Here is a 14,880-nt window from a genome sequence, read left to right as displayed (position 1 = left end):
CGTCAAGCCTCCGGCCGGGTGAACGGGGGCTGGAGCTGTCCGACGGGGCCGCGACGGAACAGCTGCGCGGGTCGTCCGCCGTCGCGCACCGTGCCGCCGGTCGGCTCGACGAAACCGGCGGCCCCGGTGATCTTGCGATGGAAGTTGCGCGGGTCGAGCCCCGTGCCCCAGACCGCCTCGTAGACGGCGCGCAGCTGCGCGATCGTGAACTCGGGCGCGCAGAAGGCCGTCGCCAGCGCAGAGTACTCGAGCTTCGCGCGCGCGCGCTCCACGGCATCCGCGAAGATCTCGACGTGGTCGAAGGCCAGCCGCAGATGCGCAGACTCGACCTCGGCGACCGGCCACCACTGCGCGGAGCGGGCGTCCGACCCGGCGGCGGGTTCGGCGAGATCGGGCGCGAGAGCGAGCCACGCGACACTCACGACGCGCCCGCGCGGATCGCGCCCTGGAGCGCCGTACGTGCGCACCTGCTCGAGGTGGATGCCGGTGCTCACACCCGTCTCCTCCGCGAGCTCCCGGTATGCCGCGGCCTCGAGATCCTCACCGCTCAGGACGAACCCGCCCGGGAGGGCCCACATGCCGGCATCCGGCTCGATGCCGCGCTCGACGAGCAGGACGTGCAGCGCGCGATCGCGAATGGTGAGCACGACGAGGTCGACGGCGACCGCCGAGGAGAAGGGATTCACCGCGCCAGACTACCGCAAATCGTCATCTTGACGATAAGTCGGGAGCAAGTTATCGTCATAGTGACACTAACGAGAAAGGCGGACACCATGGCCACCATCACCCGGCGCCCCTTCATCCGGCACCTCAGCACGAACCCCACGATGCACATCGCCCACTTCCGGCGCGGCGCGCTGCGCCACACCGGTTCGGGGCAGGCCTTCTGGTTCCGCGCCCTCGACGCGGCGATCAGCGAAGTTCCCCTCGACGACCGCGAGCTCTCGATCGTCGTGACGCTGCGGACGGCCGATCTGCAGCAACTGTCCGCGCCCGTGACCACGACGTATCGGATCGTCGACCCCGAGCTCGCCGCGCGGCGCATCGACTTCTCCATCGACCTGGCGACGGGCATCTGGGCCGAACAGCCGCTCGATGCGATCGCCGCGCCCCTGCACGGCGCCGCGACGGCGGCGGTCGTGCACCTCCTCCAGTCGCAGACACTCGATGCGGCACTGCGCGCCGACCTCGCCGATCTCGGCGCGTCCGCGACCGCGATGCTCGCCGCCGACACGCGCCTCGCCGACCTCGGCATCGCGATCGTCGGCGTGCGATTCTCGGTGCTTCGCGCCGAGCCCGACGTCGAGCGTGCGCTGCAGACACCCGCGCGCGAGTCCATTCAGCAGGATGCCGACAAGGCGACCTTCGCGCGGCGGGCCCTCGCCGTCGAACGCGAGGCCGCGATCGGCGAGAACGAGCTGTCGAATCAGGTGGAACTCGCGCGTCGCCAGGAAGAGCTCGTCGAGGCGCGCGGCCGGAACGCCCGCATCGAGGCCGAGCAGGCCGCCGTGGCGGCCGGAATCGCCGCGGGAGCAGATGCCGAGCGGATCCGCACGAACGCCCAGGCACGCGCCGACGCCGACCGCGCGCTCGGCGAGGCCGCCGGAGCCGCCGAGCGCGCCCGCATGGCCGCGTTGCAGGACGTTCCCGTCGGTGTGCTCACGGCCCTCGCCCTGCGCGAGCTCGCCGGAAGCCTGCCGAGCATCGACCACCTCACGCTCACACCCGACGTTCTGACCGACCTCGTCGGTCGACTCGGAGCGCGGGCCGGAGCCGCGGGCGGAGGCCGGTGAGATGGCCGGGTCCGGCAGGGCAGCGACCCCTCGGGCCGTTGTCGTGCACCGCACGAGCGAGCTGACCGAACTGCTCGCCCGCCACGGGACGCGCGGCCAGGTCGCCTTCTTCCTCGATCAGCGCGGGCAGAGCCTCGCGGGCGTCGAGGAACGCGACGAGCGCATCCGCGCGGCGCTCGCCGACGTCGCGGCGGGTATCCCGCCCGACTGGCGGCGGGCATCGGTCGAGCGGGGCGATCTGGCCCGCTTCGTGTTCGAGCCCGGCGACGTGGTCCTCGTCGTCGGGCAGGACGGGCTCGTCGCCAACGCGGCGAAATACCTCGACGCGCAGCCCGTGATCGGGATCGACCCGCTCCCGGGCCGGAACGCCGGCATCCTCGTGCCCCACGCGCCAGCAGCCGGGGCGGCCCTCGCCGAGGCCGCCTACGCCGGCGCGGCATCCGTCTGCGAGCGCGCAATGGTGCAGGTGCGCACCGACGACGGCCAGACGCTCATCGCACTCAACGAAGTGATGATCGGGCAGGCCGGGCATCAATCCGCCCGCTACGCACTCTCGGTCGGTGGCCGCGACGAGCGGCAGTCGTCGTCGGGCGTGATCGTGGGCACCGGCACGGGCGCCACCGGGTGGTGCCGGTCGATCGCCCGCATCCAGGCACCCGACCTCCCCCTTCCCGGCCCGACCGACCGCGCGCTGGCGTGGTTCGTCCGCGAGCCGTGGCCATCACCCAGCACCGGCGCCGAGCTCATCGCCGGTCGGCTCGACGATGCCGCGCTGGACCTCCGGGTCGAGTCGGATCAGCTCGTCGCCTTCGGCGACGGCATGGAGGCGGATCGACTGACGCTGTGGTGGGGGCAGCGCGTGCGCGTCACTGTCGCCGATCGGACGCTCCGCACCGTCATCGGGGCCGCGGGGCGATGACGGATGCCGCGGTCAGCTGACGAAGGTGATCGAGAGCGGGTACCGGTACCACTCGCCCTTGTTCGCCGCGATCGCGGCGAGGATCGAGAAGACGATCCGCACGACGTACGCGAGCCCGACGATCACCAAGCCGATGAGGACGATCGTGAGGATCCAGCCCACGATCTCGACGATCAGAAGCGTCAGCTGGAAGTTCAGCGCGGTCGCGGTGTGCGCACGGACGAACGGGCCGCGGTCCTTGAGGACGAGGTAGCCGATGAGCGCCGACCAGAACCCGATGAAGATCCCGCCGATGTGGACGAGCGTCGCCCACAGCTTCTCGTCGGACGGATTCATCGGCTGAACCGGCTGCGGGAACGGCGGCTGCTGCGGAGGAGGAGTCGTCATGCGTCCAGCCTAGGGGCGCCGCGGCGCGACGACCCGGGGGCTATCCCCCGCTTCCGCCGACACCCCCAGGGACCGCGGTTCGGCGTCGATCTCCCCCGAAGTGCGGAGGCGGACCGGCATCCCGACCCGATACGGTCGAAGGACCACCGACGAACCCCCGACCAACCCTTCTGAAGGAGTGCCGTGGACATCCTCGCCACCGGAGGTGCCCTGGTGATCGTCTCGATCGCCGTGGTTGCCGCCATCATTCTCATCGTCTTCCTGCTCATCATGGTGCGGGCCTGGTACAAGGTCGCGAAGGCCGACCAGGCGCTCGTCGTGGTCGGCAAGAGCCAGAAGAACGCGTCCGGCGAGTCTTCGCGCATCTCCGTCATCACCGGCGGCGGCGCGCTCGTCAACCCGCTCACGCAACGCGCCGAGATGATCTCGCTGCGCGCGCGTCAGATCAAGATGGAGCCGACCGCCCAGGCATCCAATGGCGTCACCGTCAACGTGTCGGGCGTCGCGCTCGTGAAGATCGGCTCCGACCCCGAGTTCGTGCGGCGCGCCGCGGAGCGCTTCCTCAGCCAGGACGGCGCGATCGAGCAGTTCACGACCGAGCAGCTGGAAGGCGCCCTGCGCGGCGTCGTCGCCACGCTCACGGTCGAGCAGCTCATGAAGGACCGCCAGAAACTGTCCGATCAGATCGCTGAAGGCATCAAGAGCGATCTGCTCGCCCAGGGACTCATCCTGGACTCGTTCCAGATCCAGGGCGTCACCGACAAGAACGGCTACATCGACGCCCTCGGCGCGACCGAGGTCGAGCGCGTGCGACGCGAGGCCGAGGTCGCCCGCATCAACGCGGCGCGCGAGGTGCGCGCCCGCCAGATCGCGACCGACGAAGCGAACCTCGTCGAGCAGACCGCGTTCGACAAGAACTCCGCCGCGGCCGCCGCCGAGGTCGGCCGCGCACGCGCGGAAGCCGAGCAGGCGGAGGCGCTCGCCCGCGCCGAGCGCGAGCAGGCGGTGCTCCTGCAGGGCGCCGAGAACAAGCAGGCGCAGCTCGACGCCGACATCAAGAAGGTGGCCGACGCCTCGCTGTACGAGCGTCAGCGTTCGGCGGATGCCGCGGCGTACGGCGAGGTCAAGGCGGCCGAGGCGCGCGCGCAGATCGCCGCGCAGGAGGCCGAAGCGACGCGCCTGCGCGCCCAGGCCGAGGCCGACGCCGTCCGCCTCGTCGGCGAGGCACGCGCGGCGGCGATCGAAGCCGAGGCCGAGGCGCTGTCGAAGAACCAGGAGGCGCTGCTCGCGCAGCGGGCGCTCGAGGCGCTCGTGCCCATGATGACCGAGTTCGCCCGCGGCTTCGACAAGGTCGGCTCGATCACGGTTCTCGGCGGAGAGGGCGCGTCGTCGCACATGGCCGCCGAGTCGGCATCCAGCATGCGCGCCTCATTCGACGCGATCGAGGCGGCGACGGGCATCGACCTGCGCCAGGTCATCCAGGGGCAGGCGACCGGCCGCGGCATGGCGCAGGGGCTGCAGGAAGCGCCTGCGGCCGAGCCGAGTGCGTGATGCTCACCCGCCGCACCACTGCGTGACCCACGTGAGCAACCGGCCTCGGAGATCGGGCGAGGCCGCGAGCAGGAACTGACCGGGTTCGCCGTCGACCGTGACGTCGACGGCGAACACTGTGCCGCGCTTGTCCTCCTGCACGGCGTGCGGGTCGCACCGCGCCGGGACGAGCGGCAGTGGAATCGTCCGCGTCGCACGCGCGGCCGCACCGATGTCGATCCCGAGCGGCAGAGCGCCGTCGGCGAGGCCCGTGAAGGTGAGGAGATTCGTCTCGCGGATACCGACCAGCACGACCTCCGGCCCTCGGCCCGACGTCGGCGCGATCGTGAGGTCGAGCGCCCCCGGCGCGCCGGCTGCTGCCGGGGCGAAGTCGCCGAACGTGACGGATGCCGCGGCATCCACCGCCTGCGCGACGCAGTCACGGCGGTGCAGGTCGGTGAGGAAGGGGAAGAGCTCGCTCGCGGGGGCCGACGCCGAGCCCGCGCGCCCGTCGAGCTCGTACGCGAACGTCACGGTCGATGCGGCGTCGTCGCCTCCACCGCAGACGACCTCGGGCAGCTGGACGCGGATGTTGACCGTCGCGTCGGGCGCAAGGGTCGACGTCCGGTCGACGACGCGTGTCGCCGGGCCGTCGAAGCGCGGGTCGTTCAGGGCGACCTCGCTCACGAGGAGGGGCGATGCGGCACCGTTGTGGACCTGCACCTCGACCTGACGAGCCGCGACGTCCGACCGCTGCTGCGTGATCGCGACCGTCACCCCCGGCGGGAGCGCCGTCGGGGGTGACGACGGCGCTCCCGCCGCGCATCCAGCCGTCGACGCCACGAGGATCAGGGCGAGGGCGGCGCACAACTCAGGCAGAAGTCCGTGTCGGCGCGGCGGGCGGCGGCGCACGCCTCGATCTTCCTGAGTTGCGCGCACCCTCATCACGTCACCGCCGCAGTTCGACCCGGTCGACCGTGGCGTCCTCGAGCGCGACCGGGTCGATCTCGACACCGATACCCGGCCCCGTGGGCACCCGGACGTATCCGTCCTCGAGCACGATCGGGTCAGTGACGATGTCGCGGCGGTAGAACCGATCGGACGCCGAGACGTCGCCGGGCAGGGTGAATCCCGGCAGCGCCGCGAGGGCCGCGTTCGCCGCGCGCCCGATACCCGTCTCGAGCATGCCGCCGCACCAGACCGGCACCCCCGCATCCCGGCAGAGATCGTGGATGCGCACGGCCTCGAGATAGCCGCCGACGCGACCCGCCTTGATGTTGACGACGGATGCCGAGCCGAGCGCGAGTGCGTCGGCCGCGGCCTTGTGCGACGTGATCGACTCGTCGAGGCAGATGGGGGTGCGAAGCCTCCGGGCGAGCGTCGCGTGGTCGACGAGGTCGTCTTCCTGCAGAGGCTGCTCGATGAGGAGGAGATCGAAGCGGTCGAGCTCGGCGAGCAGGTCAGCGTCGGCGAGGGTGTACGCGGAGTTCGCATCGACCTGCAGCGCGATGGCACCGAAGGCGTCCCGCACCGCAGCGGTGTCGGTGATGTCGCGGCCCGGCTTGATCTTGATCTTGATCCGCACGTAGCCCTGGTCGAGGTACCCGGCGACGGCATCGACGAGGGCCGCCGGACTCTGCTGGATGCCGACGGACACCCCGCTCGGCACGCGATCGACCGCCGCGCCCAAGTACTCCCCGAGCGGCCGTCCTTCGGCGCGGAGTGCGGCGTCGAGAACGGCGAGTTCGAGCCCCGCCTTCACCATGCGGTGTCCGACGAAGGGCTCGAGCGTCGCACCGACATCGTCGGGACTCAGCGTGCCCGCGTCGAGCAGCGCCGGGATGAGCCAGCGCTGCGCGACATCCCACGCTCCGCGCGTGTACTCGCTCGAATACAGCGGCGAGGCCTGTGTGACGATCTCGCCCCAGCCGTCGCCGTCGGCGGTGCGGGCACGGACCACGATGACCTCGCGCACCGATTCGGTGCCGAACGATGTCGTGAAGGGCGAGACGAGCGGCAGGTGCAGCACCCGCAGCTCCACCGCGTCGAGAGTGATCGGCGCGGCGGGGCGGGTGATCGGCATGCTTCAGCGTACGCCCGCGCGCACTTTCTCAGGCGCCCTGCCTCGCTACGCGCCGCGTACTCGCGCCGTGGCGCGGAGCGCGGCCGGGCGGCGGCGCATCCCTCCTGAGAAAGTGCACGCGCGGTGCGCGGAGTCAGTCGTCGACGACGGTGACGGTCACGTCGATGTTGCCGCGCGTGGCGTTCGAGTACGGGCACACCTGGTGGGCGGCATCCGCCAGTTGCTGGGCGACATCGTGCGGCACCTCAGGAATGTTCACCTCGAGCTCCACCGCGAGACCGAACCCGCCCTGCCCGTTCGGGCCGATGCCGACGCGCGAGCCGACACTCGACCCATCGATCGTGACTTTCTGGGCGCGCGCGACGGACTGCAGGGCGCTGTGGAAGCAGGCCGCGTACCCGGCCGCGAACAGCAGCTCGGGGTTGGGCGCGCCGCCGGCGCCGCCCATCTCCTTCGGAACGCGCACGTCCGTGTCCAGGATGCCGTCGGTCGTGCGGACGTGGCCGTTGCGGCCGCCGCCGGTCGCGAGCGCTTCTGCGGTGTAGAGGATGTCCATGGGGGTTCCTTTCGTGGAGGTCGGAGAGGCTGAGGAGGCCAGTGCGTTCGGAGCCCGGGTTCAGGCCGCGGCGCGGAGGTCCGCCGCGAGCGCGCGCATGTTCTCGGTGATCGCGCCGAGCTGGGCGAGAAGGTCGGCGAGACTGCGCCCACTGTCGACGAACGCGGGCACGAGGCATCCCGCCGCGGCGGTCACCTCGGCGTGCACCGACGCACCCTCCTCTGTAAGCGCGACGCGGACGACGCGTTCGTCGGCCCCATCGCGACGTCGCCCGACGAGGCCACGCTGTTCGAGCCGGCGCAGGAGCGGCGAGAGGGTGCCCGAGTCGAGGTTCAGCTGGTCGCCCAGCTCGCCCACGGTGCGCTCCCCTGCGGCGAGCACGACCATGGCGAGGTATTGCGGGTAAGTGAGCTTCCAGGGCTTCAGCACTTCGCGGTAGGCCTGCGTCGTCGCGTGCGAGGCGGTGTACATGGCGAAGCACACGAAGTCGTCGAGGGCGGGAGTCGCTGTCGTCACATCAAAAGCATTGCACACACTTCAATTGTGCACAATGCGTATACTGGTACCGATGCCGGCATGATCGCCCAAGCCGTCACCGCTCGAGCGTGAACCCGTCCGGATCGCCCGGTCGCACCGGCCGCAGCCGCGCGGGGAGCGGCCACGGCAGCACGAAGCGCTCCGTCCCGCTCGTCACGTCGCCGTAGTCCTCCGCCTTCACGACGATGCGCTCGGTCGTCACCTCGACGAGCCGCACGCGCAGCGGCGGACCGGCGTCGCGTTCGAGCATCCACGGATCGGCGAGGAAGGCGAGCCCCGAGTCCTCGAGCGCCGCCTCGGCATCCAGCCAGTCGACGGACGCCGCGACCTCCCGACCGAGCACGTCGATCGCCGCCCACTCCTCGCCATCGGGGCGGATCCATCCGACGACCTCCCCGTCGTCGCGCCGGTGCGGCGTCCAGTCCGCCGGCACACCGCCGCCCATCACGGCCGACGCCCGAACAGGTACCCGCGCTCGTCGAACCCGATGACGACGAAGCCGTCCTCGCTGAGCCCGCCGAAGGCGTCGCGCACGCGGTACCGCCACTCCAACGCTTCGGCGGGATCGGTACGACGCAGCGTCTCGATGTCGTGCGGCACGGCGACCGACGTCACGACCTCCCGCTCGGCGGGGACGGATGCCGGGGCGGCGAGCGCCCACGACACCATCAGCCGATCGGACTCGTCGCCGCGGTTCACGAGGTCGTCCATCGGCCCGTACTGATCGACGAGATACTCGGTGACGCGCGCGCCGAGGACCCGCAGGTTGACGTGCGCATTGCGCGCGACGAGCGGGTCGAACGTCCACGTGATGTGGCCGACGTCGCGCGCGAAGGCCCACGTGCGCTGATGCTGCTTGAGCAGGCGCCCGAGCCCCTGAGATCGGTAGGGCGCGAGGATCCCGGTGATGTGGGAGTGCATCGACCGCGCGGCGGGCGCCGCGAAGAACGCGACGGATACCCCGACCATCCGCACCGCGTCGCCCGATGTGTCGTACAGGCCGACCGCGTAGTTGCCGGAGTGCGCGAGCGCACGCAGAAGGTTCGGGGGCATCCCTCCGCGGTCCCCCCACACCTCGTCGAGCAGGGCGGATGCCGCGAAGACCTCCTCGACCGTGTCGAGGGGGCGGATCTCGAATCCGGGCGGGACGTCGCTCATGCGCCCACCCTACGCGGCGGCCTCCTACGCGGCGGCCTCCAGATAGCGGATGACGGCGAGGACCCGCCGGTGGTCGTCGGCATCCACCGGCAGCCCGAGCGCGTCGTAGATGTTCGACGTGTGCTGCACGACCGCCTTCTCGGTGAGGAACAGCGTCGCAGCGATCGCGGCGTTGCTGCGACCCTGCGCCATCAGCGTGAGCACGTCGACCTGGCGCGGAGTGAGTCCCGCGACGACCCCGTCGCCGCGGCTCGCCCGCGTGACCATGACCGACACGACCTCGGGGTCGAGTGCGGTGCCGCCCGCGGCGACGCGCCGGAGATCGGCGGTGAAGGTCGTCACATCGGCGATGCGCTGCTTCAGCAGGTAGCCGAAGCCACCTCGATCCTGACCGAGCAGCTCGGTCGCGGAGCGGCGCTGGACGTACTGCGAGAGGACGACGACGCCGACCGTCGGGTGGGCATGCCGGATGCGCAGCGCCGCGACGAGTCCCTCATCGGTGTACGCGGGCGGCATTCGGATGTCGGTGATCGCGAGATCCGGAACGTGGCGCGCGACCTCCCGCTCGAGCTGGGCTGCAGTGCCGACGGCGGCGACGACGTCGAATCCGTCGCCGGCGAGGACATGCCCGAGGCCCTCGCGCAGCAGCACCTCATCCTCCGCGATGACTACGCGCACGGCAGCTCCACCCTCACAGTCGTCCCCTTGCCGGCGGGCGAAGCGACATCGATCGCTCCACCCAGCACGTCCACTCGATCGACCAGCCCACGGAGCCCCGTCCCGCGATCCAGCCGCGCCCCACCGATCCCGTCGTCGGCGACCTCCATGCGCAGGCGCTCGCCCTCGATCGACAGCCGCACCTCGACCCGCTCCGCTCGGGAGTGCTTCACGGCGTTGGCGAGCGCTTCGGCGACGACGAAGTACGCCGTGTGGGTCGTGGCAGGCGAGAGCGCGGCGTGATCGATGTCGGAGGTGAGGGTCGCGGGCATCTCGAGGCGATCGACGAGGTCTTCGGTCGCGGCGGTGAGGCCCTGCTCGATGAGGGTCGCCGGGATGACGTCGTGGACGAGCCGGCGAAGGTCCGCCGCGGCCTCGTCGATCCCCCGGCGGAGGCCCCCGAGGGCCGCGCTCACGGGCGGTGTCGCTTCCTCAGAGTTGGCGATCGTCTGCGCCTGGAGCGCGAGCAGCACGAGCTGCACCTGCAGTCCGTCGTGCAGGTCGCGAGCGATGCGCGAGCGCTCACGGACGGCAGTCTCGACGAGGCGCAGCCGCGAACGGACGAGCTCCTCGTTCGTCGCGAGCAGTTCGGCGGTGAGACGCTCGCGGTCGATCGCGATCGCGAGCACTTCGCCGGCGCGGCGCACGGCAGCGGCATCCCCCGTCAGACGCGTGTCGTACCCGATCGCGCCGACGAGCCGACCGTCGACGCGTACGTCGATCCACGACCGCGCCGGGTCGTCCGTCGCACGGTGCGTGGGTGTTCCCGTCTCGTCGACGTAGCCGCCCGCCGACTCCGACCAGTAGAGGACCCGCAGCGAGTCGTCGCCGAGTGTGGATGCCAGGGCCCGCTGCGCCGCCGGTCGCGTCGGCCCGCTGATCGCGAGCCACGCGCTCAACGCTTCGAGAGCGGTGGTTCGCCGGAAGCCGCCGCGCAGGACGCCCACGAGGAACGCGATCGGCAGCCCCGCGATGAGGATCAGCTGGATCGCCACGCTCACCGTGCGCTCCGCGCCGAGCAGGCGCGCGGCGAGCGGCGTCAGCGGGATGAGGAGGACGGCGAGGATGCCGTAGAGAAACAGCGGCAGCAGGACGCGGCGGTGACGCCGGTCGGCTGCGATGAGACGGCGCGCGAGGATGACGGCCGTGAGCGTCATCACCGTGATGCCGACGATCGTCTGACCGAGCTCGACGGCCTGATCGATCCGCGCGGCCGGGCCCGTCTCACCGGCCCCGGGGACCCCGCCCCTCGCCCCCGCCTGCGCGAGGAGGGTCGTCACGAGGTCGCCGCCGATCGCGAGGATGTACGCCGTCACGACGGTCGCGACCGACGCCGCCCCGCGGAGGCGGCCGGAGGGGAAGGCGTGCAGCAGGTGGACGGTGATCGCGAGGACGCTCGTCGCGAAGATCGAGCTGATGACGTCGAGGACGGGCACCTGCATGTTCGCCATTCCGCCGAGGAAGACGGCCACACTCCCGACGACGAGGAGCGGCCCGATGCCGTTACCGGGGCGGCGCGCCCAGGCGACGATGCCCGCGGCGAGCCAGATCCAGAACAGCACGGTGAAGGCGCACACCGCCCAGATGACGAGATCCATCCCGATGTCGAGGCCCGCCGCGATCCCGACACCGAGCTGCGTGCCGCCGAGCACGAGGCCGAGTACCGCGACTGCCGCCAGCGCGCGCTCGAGCGACCCCGTGCCGACCCCGCGGAGGCGCGCCGGCGTCGGGCTCGTGAGCGGCGAGATCGGCCCGTGCGACGTCATGGCACGAACCTACTCGGAGCGCGCGACGGCCTGACGGGACCCAGGTCCCTTCTGGCGTTCGCTGCCGCGCCTTAGCGTTCTCTCATCGGCGAGAGAAACGGGGATGCCATGACGTCGATCACCAGCAAGCCGCGATCGGGGCGCGCGCCACGGATCGCCGCCGCCGCACTCGCCGCAGCCCTCATCACCGCGGGCGCCACGGCGTGCACGGGCGGCACGCCCGGCGCGGGCCCGTCCGCCGCGCCGAGCACACCCATAGATCTCGGCGACGCACCGAATCAGGATGTCGTCGCGCTGTACACCGATCGCGAATCGGCCATCGCCGCGGCGCTCGAGAAGCTGCCCCAGCACATCGCGGACGCCATGGAGCGGTCGAAGGTCCCCGGGGCACAGGTCGCCGTCGTTTCGGGTGGCAAGACGGTCTACACGGGAGCCTTCGGCGTGAAAGACGTGCGAACGGGTGACAAGGTCGACGACAGCACGCTTTTCGAGATCGCGTCGATGTCGAAGCCGATCTCCGCGACCGTGATCGCGAAAGCCCTCACCGACGATCCGAACCTGTCATGGTCGAGCGCCGTACACGACCTGCTGCCCACGTTCGAGATGGGCGACCCGTATGTCACCGCCCACGCGACCGTCGGCGACTACTTCGCGCATCGCACCGGCATCCCGACCGGCGGCGGCGACGACCTCGAGGACCTCGGCTTCGACCGGGACTACATCCTCGCCCACCTGAAGTACATCCCGCTCGCCCCTTTCCGCACGACGTACCAGTACTCCAACTTCGGCCTGACGACGGGCGCCGAGGCGATCGCCGCCGCGCGCGGCGAGACGTGGGAGCAGACCGCGAAGGAGCTGCTCTTCGACCCGCTCGGCATGACGTCGACAACCTCGTCGCACGCCGAGTTCCTCGCAGCGGCCGACCGCGCGGTGCAGCACGCGCGCCTCGGCGACGACGACTTCGAGCCGCTGTTCGACCGCGATGCGGATGCCGAGGCCCCCGCGGGGGGCGTGGCATCCACCGCGACCGACGTCGCGAAGTGGATGGCGATGGTGCTCGCGGACGGTCAGCACGACGGCGCGCCGTTCATCGACGCGGCCCCGCTCACGGAGGCCTTCTCAGCGCAGGTCATCAACTCCCACAACTCGTCGATCGACCAGCGGCCCGGGCACTACGGCTTCGGCATCAACGTGGGCTCCGCCGTCGGCGGCCGGGTCGTGCTGAGCCACTCCGGCGCGTTCTCGATGGGCACCGGAACCGCGGTCTCGATGGTGCCGGATCTCGACCTCGGCATCACGGTGCTCACCAACGGAGCCCCGATCGGGGTGCCCGAAGCGATCAACCAGGCGTTCCTCGACGATGTCATGTACGGCACGCAGACGCGCGACTGGGTCGACGCGTTCCGCGCCCGGCTGGAGCCCTTCAATCACCCGGTCGGCGACCTCGCCGGGCAGACCGCTCCCGCGGGGGCGACGATGGCGGGCCCGGCCTCCGACTACGTCGGGACCTACTCGAGCCCCTACTTCGACACCTTCACGGTGACCGAGAAGGACGGAGTGCTTCGGGGCGCGCTCGGACCGGCCGGCGGCTACACCTTCGCGATCACGCCGTGGGAGGGCGACACGATGGCGTTCGAGCCGACGGGCGAGAACGCGCCGGTCGGCTCGCTCTCGTCGGCGGTGTTCACGCGATCGGGTGGCGCGGTGACGGGGGTCACGCTCACCTACTTCAACGGGTACCCGGCCGTGCCGGACCCGTCCGGACTCGGCGTGTTCACCCGCGTCGGATGAACGGGGGCCGGGCCCCGACTGGGGACAACGGGGCCCGGCACCTCCTCTCGCCCGCCTCCGCCACGCGCGGCGATGCCCGGCGGCGCGATACCGTGGCGACATGAACGCGCGACACCCCGTGGCATCCACGACCGAGCGGACCGGAGACCGCGATACGCGCTTCTTCGGCCAGCCGTGGGCCCTGACCCACGTCTTCGGCGTGGAGATGTGGGAGCGCTTCAGCTTCTACGGCATGCAGGGGATCCTCGCGATCTACCTGTACTACTCGGCGGCCCAGGGCGGCCTCGGCGTCGATCAGTCCACAGCACTGTCGATCGTCGGCGCGTACGGCGGTGCGGTATATCTCTCGACGATCCTCGGGGCGTGGGTCGCCGACCGCCTTCTCGGCGCCGAGCGCGTACTGTTCTTCAGTGCGATCGTGATCATGGCGGGTCACATCGCGCTCGCGCTCCTGCCCGGCTTCCTCGGCGTGGGGGTCGGCCTCGTGCTCGTCGCGATCGGCTCGGGCGGCCTGAAGGCCACCGCGACGAGCGTCGTCGGCACCCTCTACGCACCGGAGGACGTGCGGCGGGATGCCGGGTTCTCGCTCTTCTACCTCGGCATCAACCTCGGCGCGTTCGCCGGCCCGCTGCTCACGGGGCTGCTGCAATCGACGCTCGGGTTCCACTGGGGCTTCGGGCTCGCGGCCGTCGGCATGGCGCTCGGACTCGTGCAGTACTCGATCGGTCGCAAGGGTCTGCCGGCGCAGGCGAGTGCGGTGCCGAACCCGCTGCCGGGAGCCCGCTACCCCCTCATGATCGGCATCGGCGTGGCAGCCGTGGTCGCGATCGTGGCGCTCGTCCTCGTCGGCGTCATCCGCGCCGACAACCTGGCGATCATCGTCATCATCGCCGTCGTGGCGGCCGCGATCGCGTACTTCGCGGTTATCCTCTCCAGTCGACGCGTCACAGGCGAGGAGCGCAGTCGCGTGTGGGGCTTCCTCCCGCTGTTCGTGACGTCGGTCGCGTTCTGGTCGCTCTACCAGCAGCAGTTCACGGTTCTGACCGTCTACTCCGATCAGCGCTTGAACCGCGATCTCTTCGGCTGGGAGATGCCGGTGTCGTGGGTCAACTCGATCAATCCGATCTTCATCATCGTGCTGTCCGGCGTCTTCGCCGCCCTCTGGACCAAGCTCGGCTCCCGCCAGCCCGCGACCCCCGTGAAGTTCGCGCTCGCGGCGATGATCATGGGTGCGGCGTTCCTGCTCTTCCTGCCGTTCGCCGGCGGCGGTGAGAACTCGACGCCGCTGCTCGCGATCATCGGCATCCTCTTCGTCTTCACCGTCGCCGAGCTCCTGCTGTCGCCCGTCGGCCTGTCGGTCACCACGAAGCTCGCGCCCGAGAGCTTCCACACGCAGATGGTCGCCCTCTTCTTCTTGTCGGTGTCGCTGGGCACGGCGATCGCCGGGCAGCTCGCGACCCTCTACAACCCTGATGACGAGGTGCCGTACTTCACGACGCTCGGCTTCGTCGCGATCGCCGTGGGCGTGCTGCTGCTCGTATCTGTGAAGCCCGTGCTGAGTCTCATGCGCGGCGTGCGCTGACCGCCGACCTCTTCGCACCCGCGGCGCGCGGCGCTCCGCGCCGTCGATCGGGATGAGGGAT

General features: G+C 71.0%; 15 protein-coding genes. 5 read left to right on the top strand and 10 right to left on the bottom strand.

The window, feature by feature from the left end; all coding sequences use genetic code 11:
• Nucleotides 1–2: 2 nt before the first annotated feature.
• Nucleotides 3–686: an NUDIX hydrolase gene (locus tag WFI52_RS07260; protein WP_336626547.1), complete on the bottom strand. Its 684-nt coding sequence runs from the start codon at nt 684–686 to the stop codon at nt 3–5.
• A gap of 87 nt (nt 687–773) precedes the next feature.
• On the opposite strand from WFI52_RS07260, the gene WFI52_RS07255 reads away from it, so the two are divergent.
• Both WFI52_RS07255 and WFI52_RS07250 read left to right on the top strand, forming a co-directional pair.
• Complete coding sequence (locus WFI52_RS07255; protein WP_336626546.1) at nt 774–1,793, top strand: SPFH domain-containing protein; 1,020 nt, start codon at nt 774–776, stop codon at nt 1,791–1,793.
• Between the two features lies 1 nt (nt 1,794).
• Nucleotides 1,795–2,712, top strand: a complete 918-nt coding sequence (locus WFI52_RS07250) for a hypothetical protein (RefSeq protein ID WP_336626545.1) — start codon at nt 1,795–1,797, stop codon at nt 2,710–2,712.
• Nucleotides 2,713–2,724: 12 nt separating this feature from the next.
• On the opposite strand, the gene WFI52_RS07245 is transcribed toward WFI52_RS07250, so the two are convergent.
• Nucleotides 2,725–3,099, bottom strand: coding sequence for a DUF4870 domain-containing protein (locus tag WFI52_RS07245; protein ID WP_336626544.1), 375 nt, complete (start codon nt 3,097–3,099; stop codon nt 2,725–2,727).
• A gap of 183 nt (nt 3,100–3,282) precedes the next feature.
• Between WFI52_RS07245 and WFI52_RS07240 the strand changes: the two genes are divergently transcribed.
• Nucleotides 3,283–4,650 (top strand): flotillin family protein, encoded by a 1,368-nt coding sequence (locus WFI52_RS07240; protein WP_336626543.1) that lies wholly within the window; start codon nt 3,283–3,285, stop codon nt 4,648–4,650.
• A 3-nt stretch (nt 4,651–4,653) separates the two neighbouring features.
• Here the strand turns inward: WFI52_RS07240 and WFI52_RS07235 are convergent, their stop codons facing one another.
• The 8 genes from WFI52_RS07235 to WFI52_RS07200 all read right to left on the bottom strand — a co-directional run bounded on the left by WFI52_RS07235 (nt 4,654) and on the right by WFI52_RS07200 (nt 11,446).
• Nucleotides 4,654–5,541, bottom strand: coding sequence for a hypothetical protein (locus tag WFI52_RS07235; protein WP_336626542.1), 888 nt, complete (start codon nt 5,539–5,541; stop codon nt 4,654–4,656).
• Nucleotides 5,542–5,578: 37 nt separating this feature from the next.
• The gene (gene menC, locus WFI52_RS07230; RefSeq protein ID WP_336626541.1) at nt 5,579–6,712 is read right to left on the bottom strand and encodes an o-succinylbenzoate synthase; all 1,134 of its coding nucleotides are present in this window, start codon (nt 6,710–6,712) and stop codon (nt 5,579–5,581) included.
• A 133-nt stretch (nt 6,713–6,845) separates the two neighbouring features.
• Nucleotides 6,846–7,268, bottom strand: a complete 423-nt coding sequence (locus WFI52_RS07225; protein ID WP_336626540.1) for an organic hydroperoxide resistance protein — start codon at nt 7,266–7,268, stop codon at nt 6,846–6,848.
• A 60-nt stretch (nt 7,269–7,328) separates the two neighbouring features.
• Nucleotides 7,329–7,739, bottom strand: a complete 411-nt coding sequence (locus WFI52_RS07220; protein WP_442927722.1) for a MarR family winged helix-turn-helix transcriptional regulator — start codon at nt 7,737–7,739, stop codon at nt 7,329–7,331.
• A 121-nt stretch (nt 7,740–7,860) separates the two neighbouring features.
• Nucleotides 7,861–8,250: a hypothetical protein gene (locus tag WFI52_RS07215; RefSeq protein ID WP_336626692.1), complete on the bottom strand. Its 390-nt coding sequence runs from the start codon at nt 8,248–8,250 to the stop codon at nt 7,861–7,863.
• Entirely contained in the window at nt 8,250–8,963 is a 714-nt protein-coding gene (locus WFI52_RS07210) for a GNAT family N-acetyltransferase (RefSeq protein WP_336626538.1), read from the bottom strand. Before WFI52_RS07210 ends, WFI52_RS07215 begins: the two co-directional genes overlap by 1 nt.
• 24 nt (nt 8,964–8,987) lie before the next feature.
• Entirely contained in the window at nt 8,988–9,641 is a 654-nt protein-coding gene (locus WFI52_RS07205) for a response regulator transcription factor (RefSeq protein WP_336626537.1), read from the bottom strand.
• A complete protein-coding gene (locus WFI52_RS07200; RefSeq protein WP_336626536.1) occupies nt 9,632–11,446 on the bottom strand; it encodes a sensor histidine kinase in 1,815 nt (604 codons plus the stop codon). Before WFI52_RS07200 ends, WFI52_RS07205 begins: the two co-directional genes overlap by 10 nt.
• 108 nt (nt 11,447–11,554) lie before the next feature.
• On the opposite strand from WFI52_RS07200, the gene WFI52_RS07195 reads away from it, so the two are divergent.
• Together WFI52_RS07195 and WFI52_RS07190 are read left to right on the top strand one after the other, a co-directional pair.
• Nucleotides 11,555–13,237 (top strand): serine hydrolase, encoded by a 1,683-nt coding sequence (locus tag WFI52_RS07195; protein WP_336626535.1) that lies wholly within the window; start codon nt 11,555–11,557, stop codon nt 13,235–13,237.
• Nucleotides 13,238–13,337: 100 nt separating this feature from the next.
• Nucleotides 13,338–14,819 carry a peptide MFS transporter gene (locus WFI52_RS07190; RefSeq protein ID WP_336626534.1) on the top strand — a complete coding sequence of 494 codons (1,482 nt, stop codon included), beginning with the start codon at nt 13,338–13,340 and terminating at the stop codon, nt 14,817–14,819.
• Nucleotides 14,820–14,880: the final 61 nt, after the last annotated feature.

The sequence above is a fragment of the Microbacterium sp. MMO-20 genome (assembly GCF_037147735.1).
Classification (GTDB): Bacteria; Actinomycetota; Actinomycetes; order Actinomycetales; family Microbacteriaceae; genus Microbacterium.
Note: the sequence above shows the minus strand (reverse complement) of the source record. Positions and strands in the feature narration are given on the sequence as shown.

Bases quoted from the DNA above. Each gene is read 5' to 3' on its own strand.
- WFI52_RS07255 (WP_336626546.1), top strand. From the start codon at position 774: ATGGCCACCATCACCCGGCGCCCCTTCATCCGGCACCTCAGCACGAAC.
- WFI52_RS07250 (WP_336626545.1), top strand. From the start codon at position 1,795: ATGGCCGGGTCCGGCAGGGCAGCGACCCCTCGGGCCGTTGTCGTGCAC.
- WFI52_RS07245 (WP_336626544.1), bottom strand. From the start codon at position 3,099: ATGACGACTCCTCCTCCGCAGCAGCCGCCGTTCCCGCAGCCGGTTCAG.
- menC (WP_336626541.1), bottom strand. From the start codon at position 6,712: ATGCCGATCACCCGCCCCGCCGCGCCGATCACTCTCGACGCGGTGGAG.
- WFI52_RS07225 (WP_336626540.1), bottom strand. From the start codon at position 7,268: ATGGACATCCTCTACACCGCAGAAGCGCTCGCGACCGGCGGCGGCCGC.
- WFI52_RS07220 (WP_442927722.1), bottom strand. From the start codon at position 7,739: ATGTACACCGCCTCGCACGCGACGACGCAGGCCTACCGCGAAGTGCTG.
- WFI52_RS07215 (WP_336626692.1), bottom strand. From the start codon at position 8,250: ATGGGCGGCGGTGTGCCGGCGGACTGGACGCCGCACCGGCGCGACGAC.
- WFI52_RS07210 (WP_336626538.1), bottom strand. From the start codon at position 8,963: ATGAGCGACGTCCCGCCCGGATTCGAGATCCGCCCCCTCGACACGGTC.
- WFI52_RS07200 (WP_336626536.1), bottom strand. From the start codon at position 11,446: ATGACGTCGCACGGGCCGATCTCGCCGCTCACGAGCCCGACGCCGGCG.
- WFI52_RS07195 (WP_336626535.1), top strand. From the start codon at position 11,555: ATGACGTCGATCACCAGCAAGCCGCGATCGGGGCGCGCGCCACGGATC.
- WFI52_RS07190 (WP_336626534.1), top strand. From the start codon at position 13,338: ATGAACGCGCGACACCCCGTGGCATCCACGACCGAGCGGACCGGAGAC.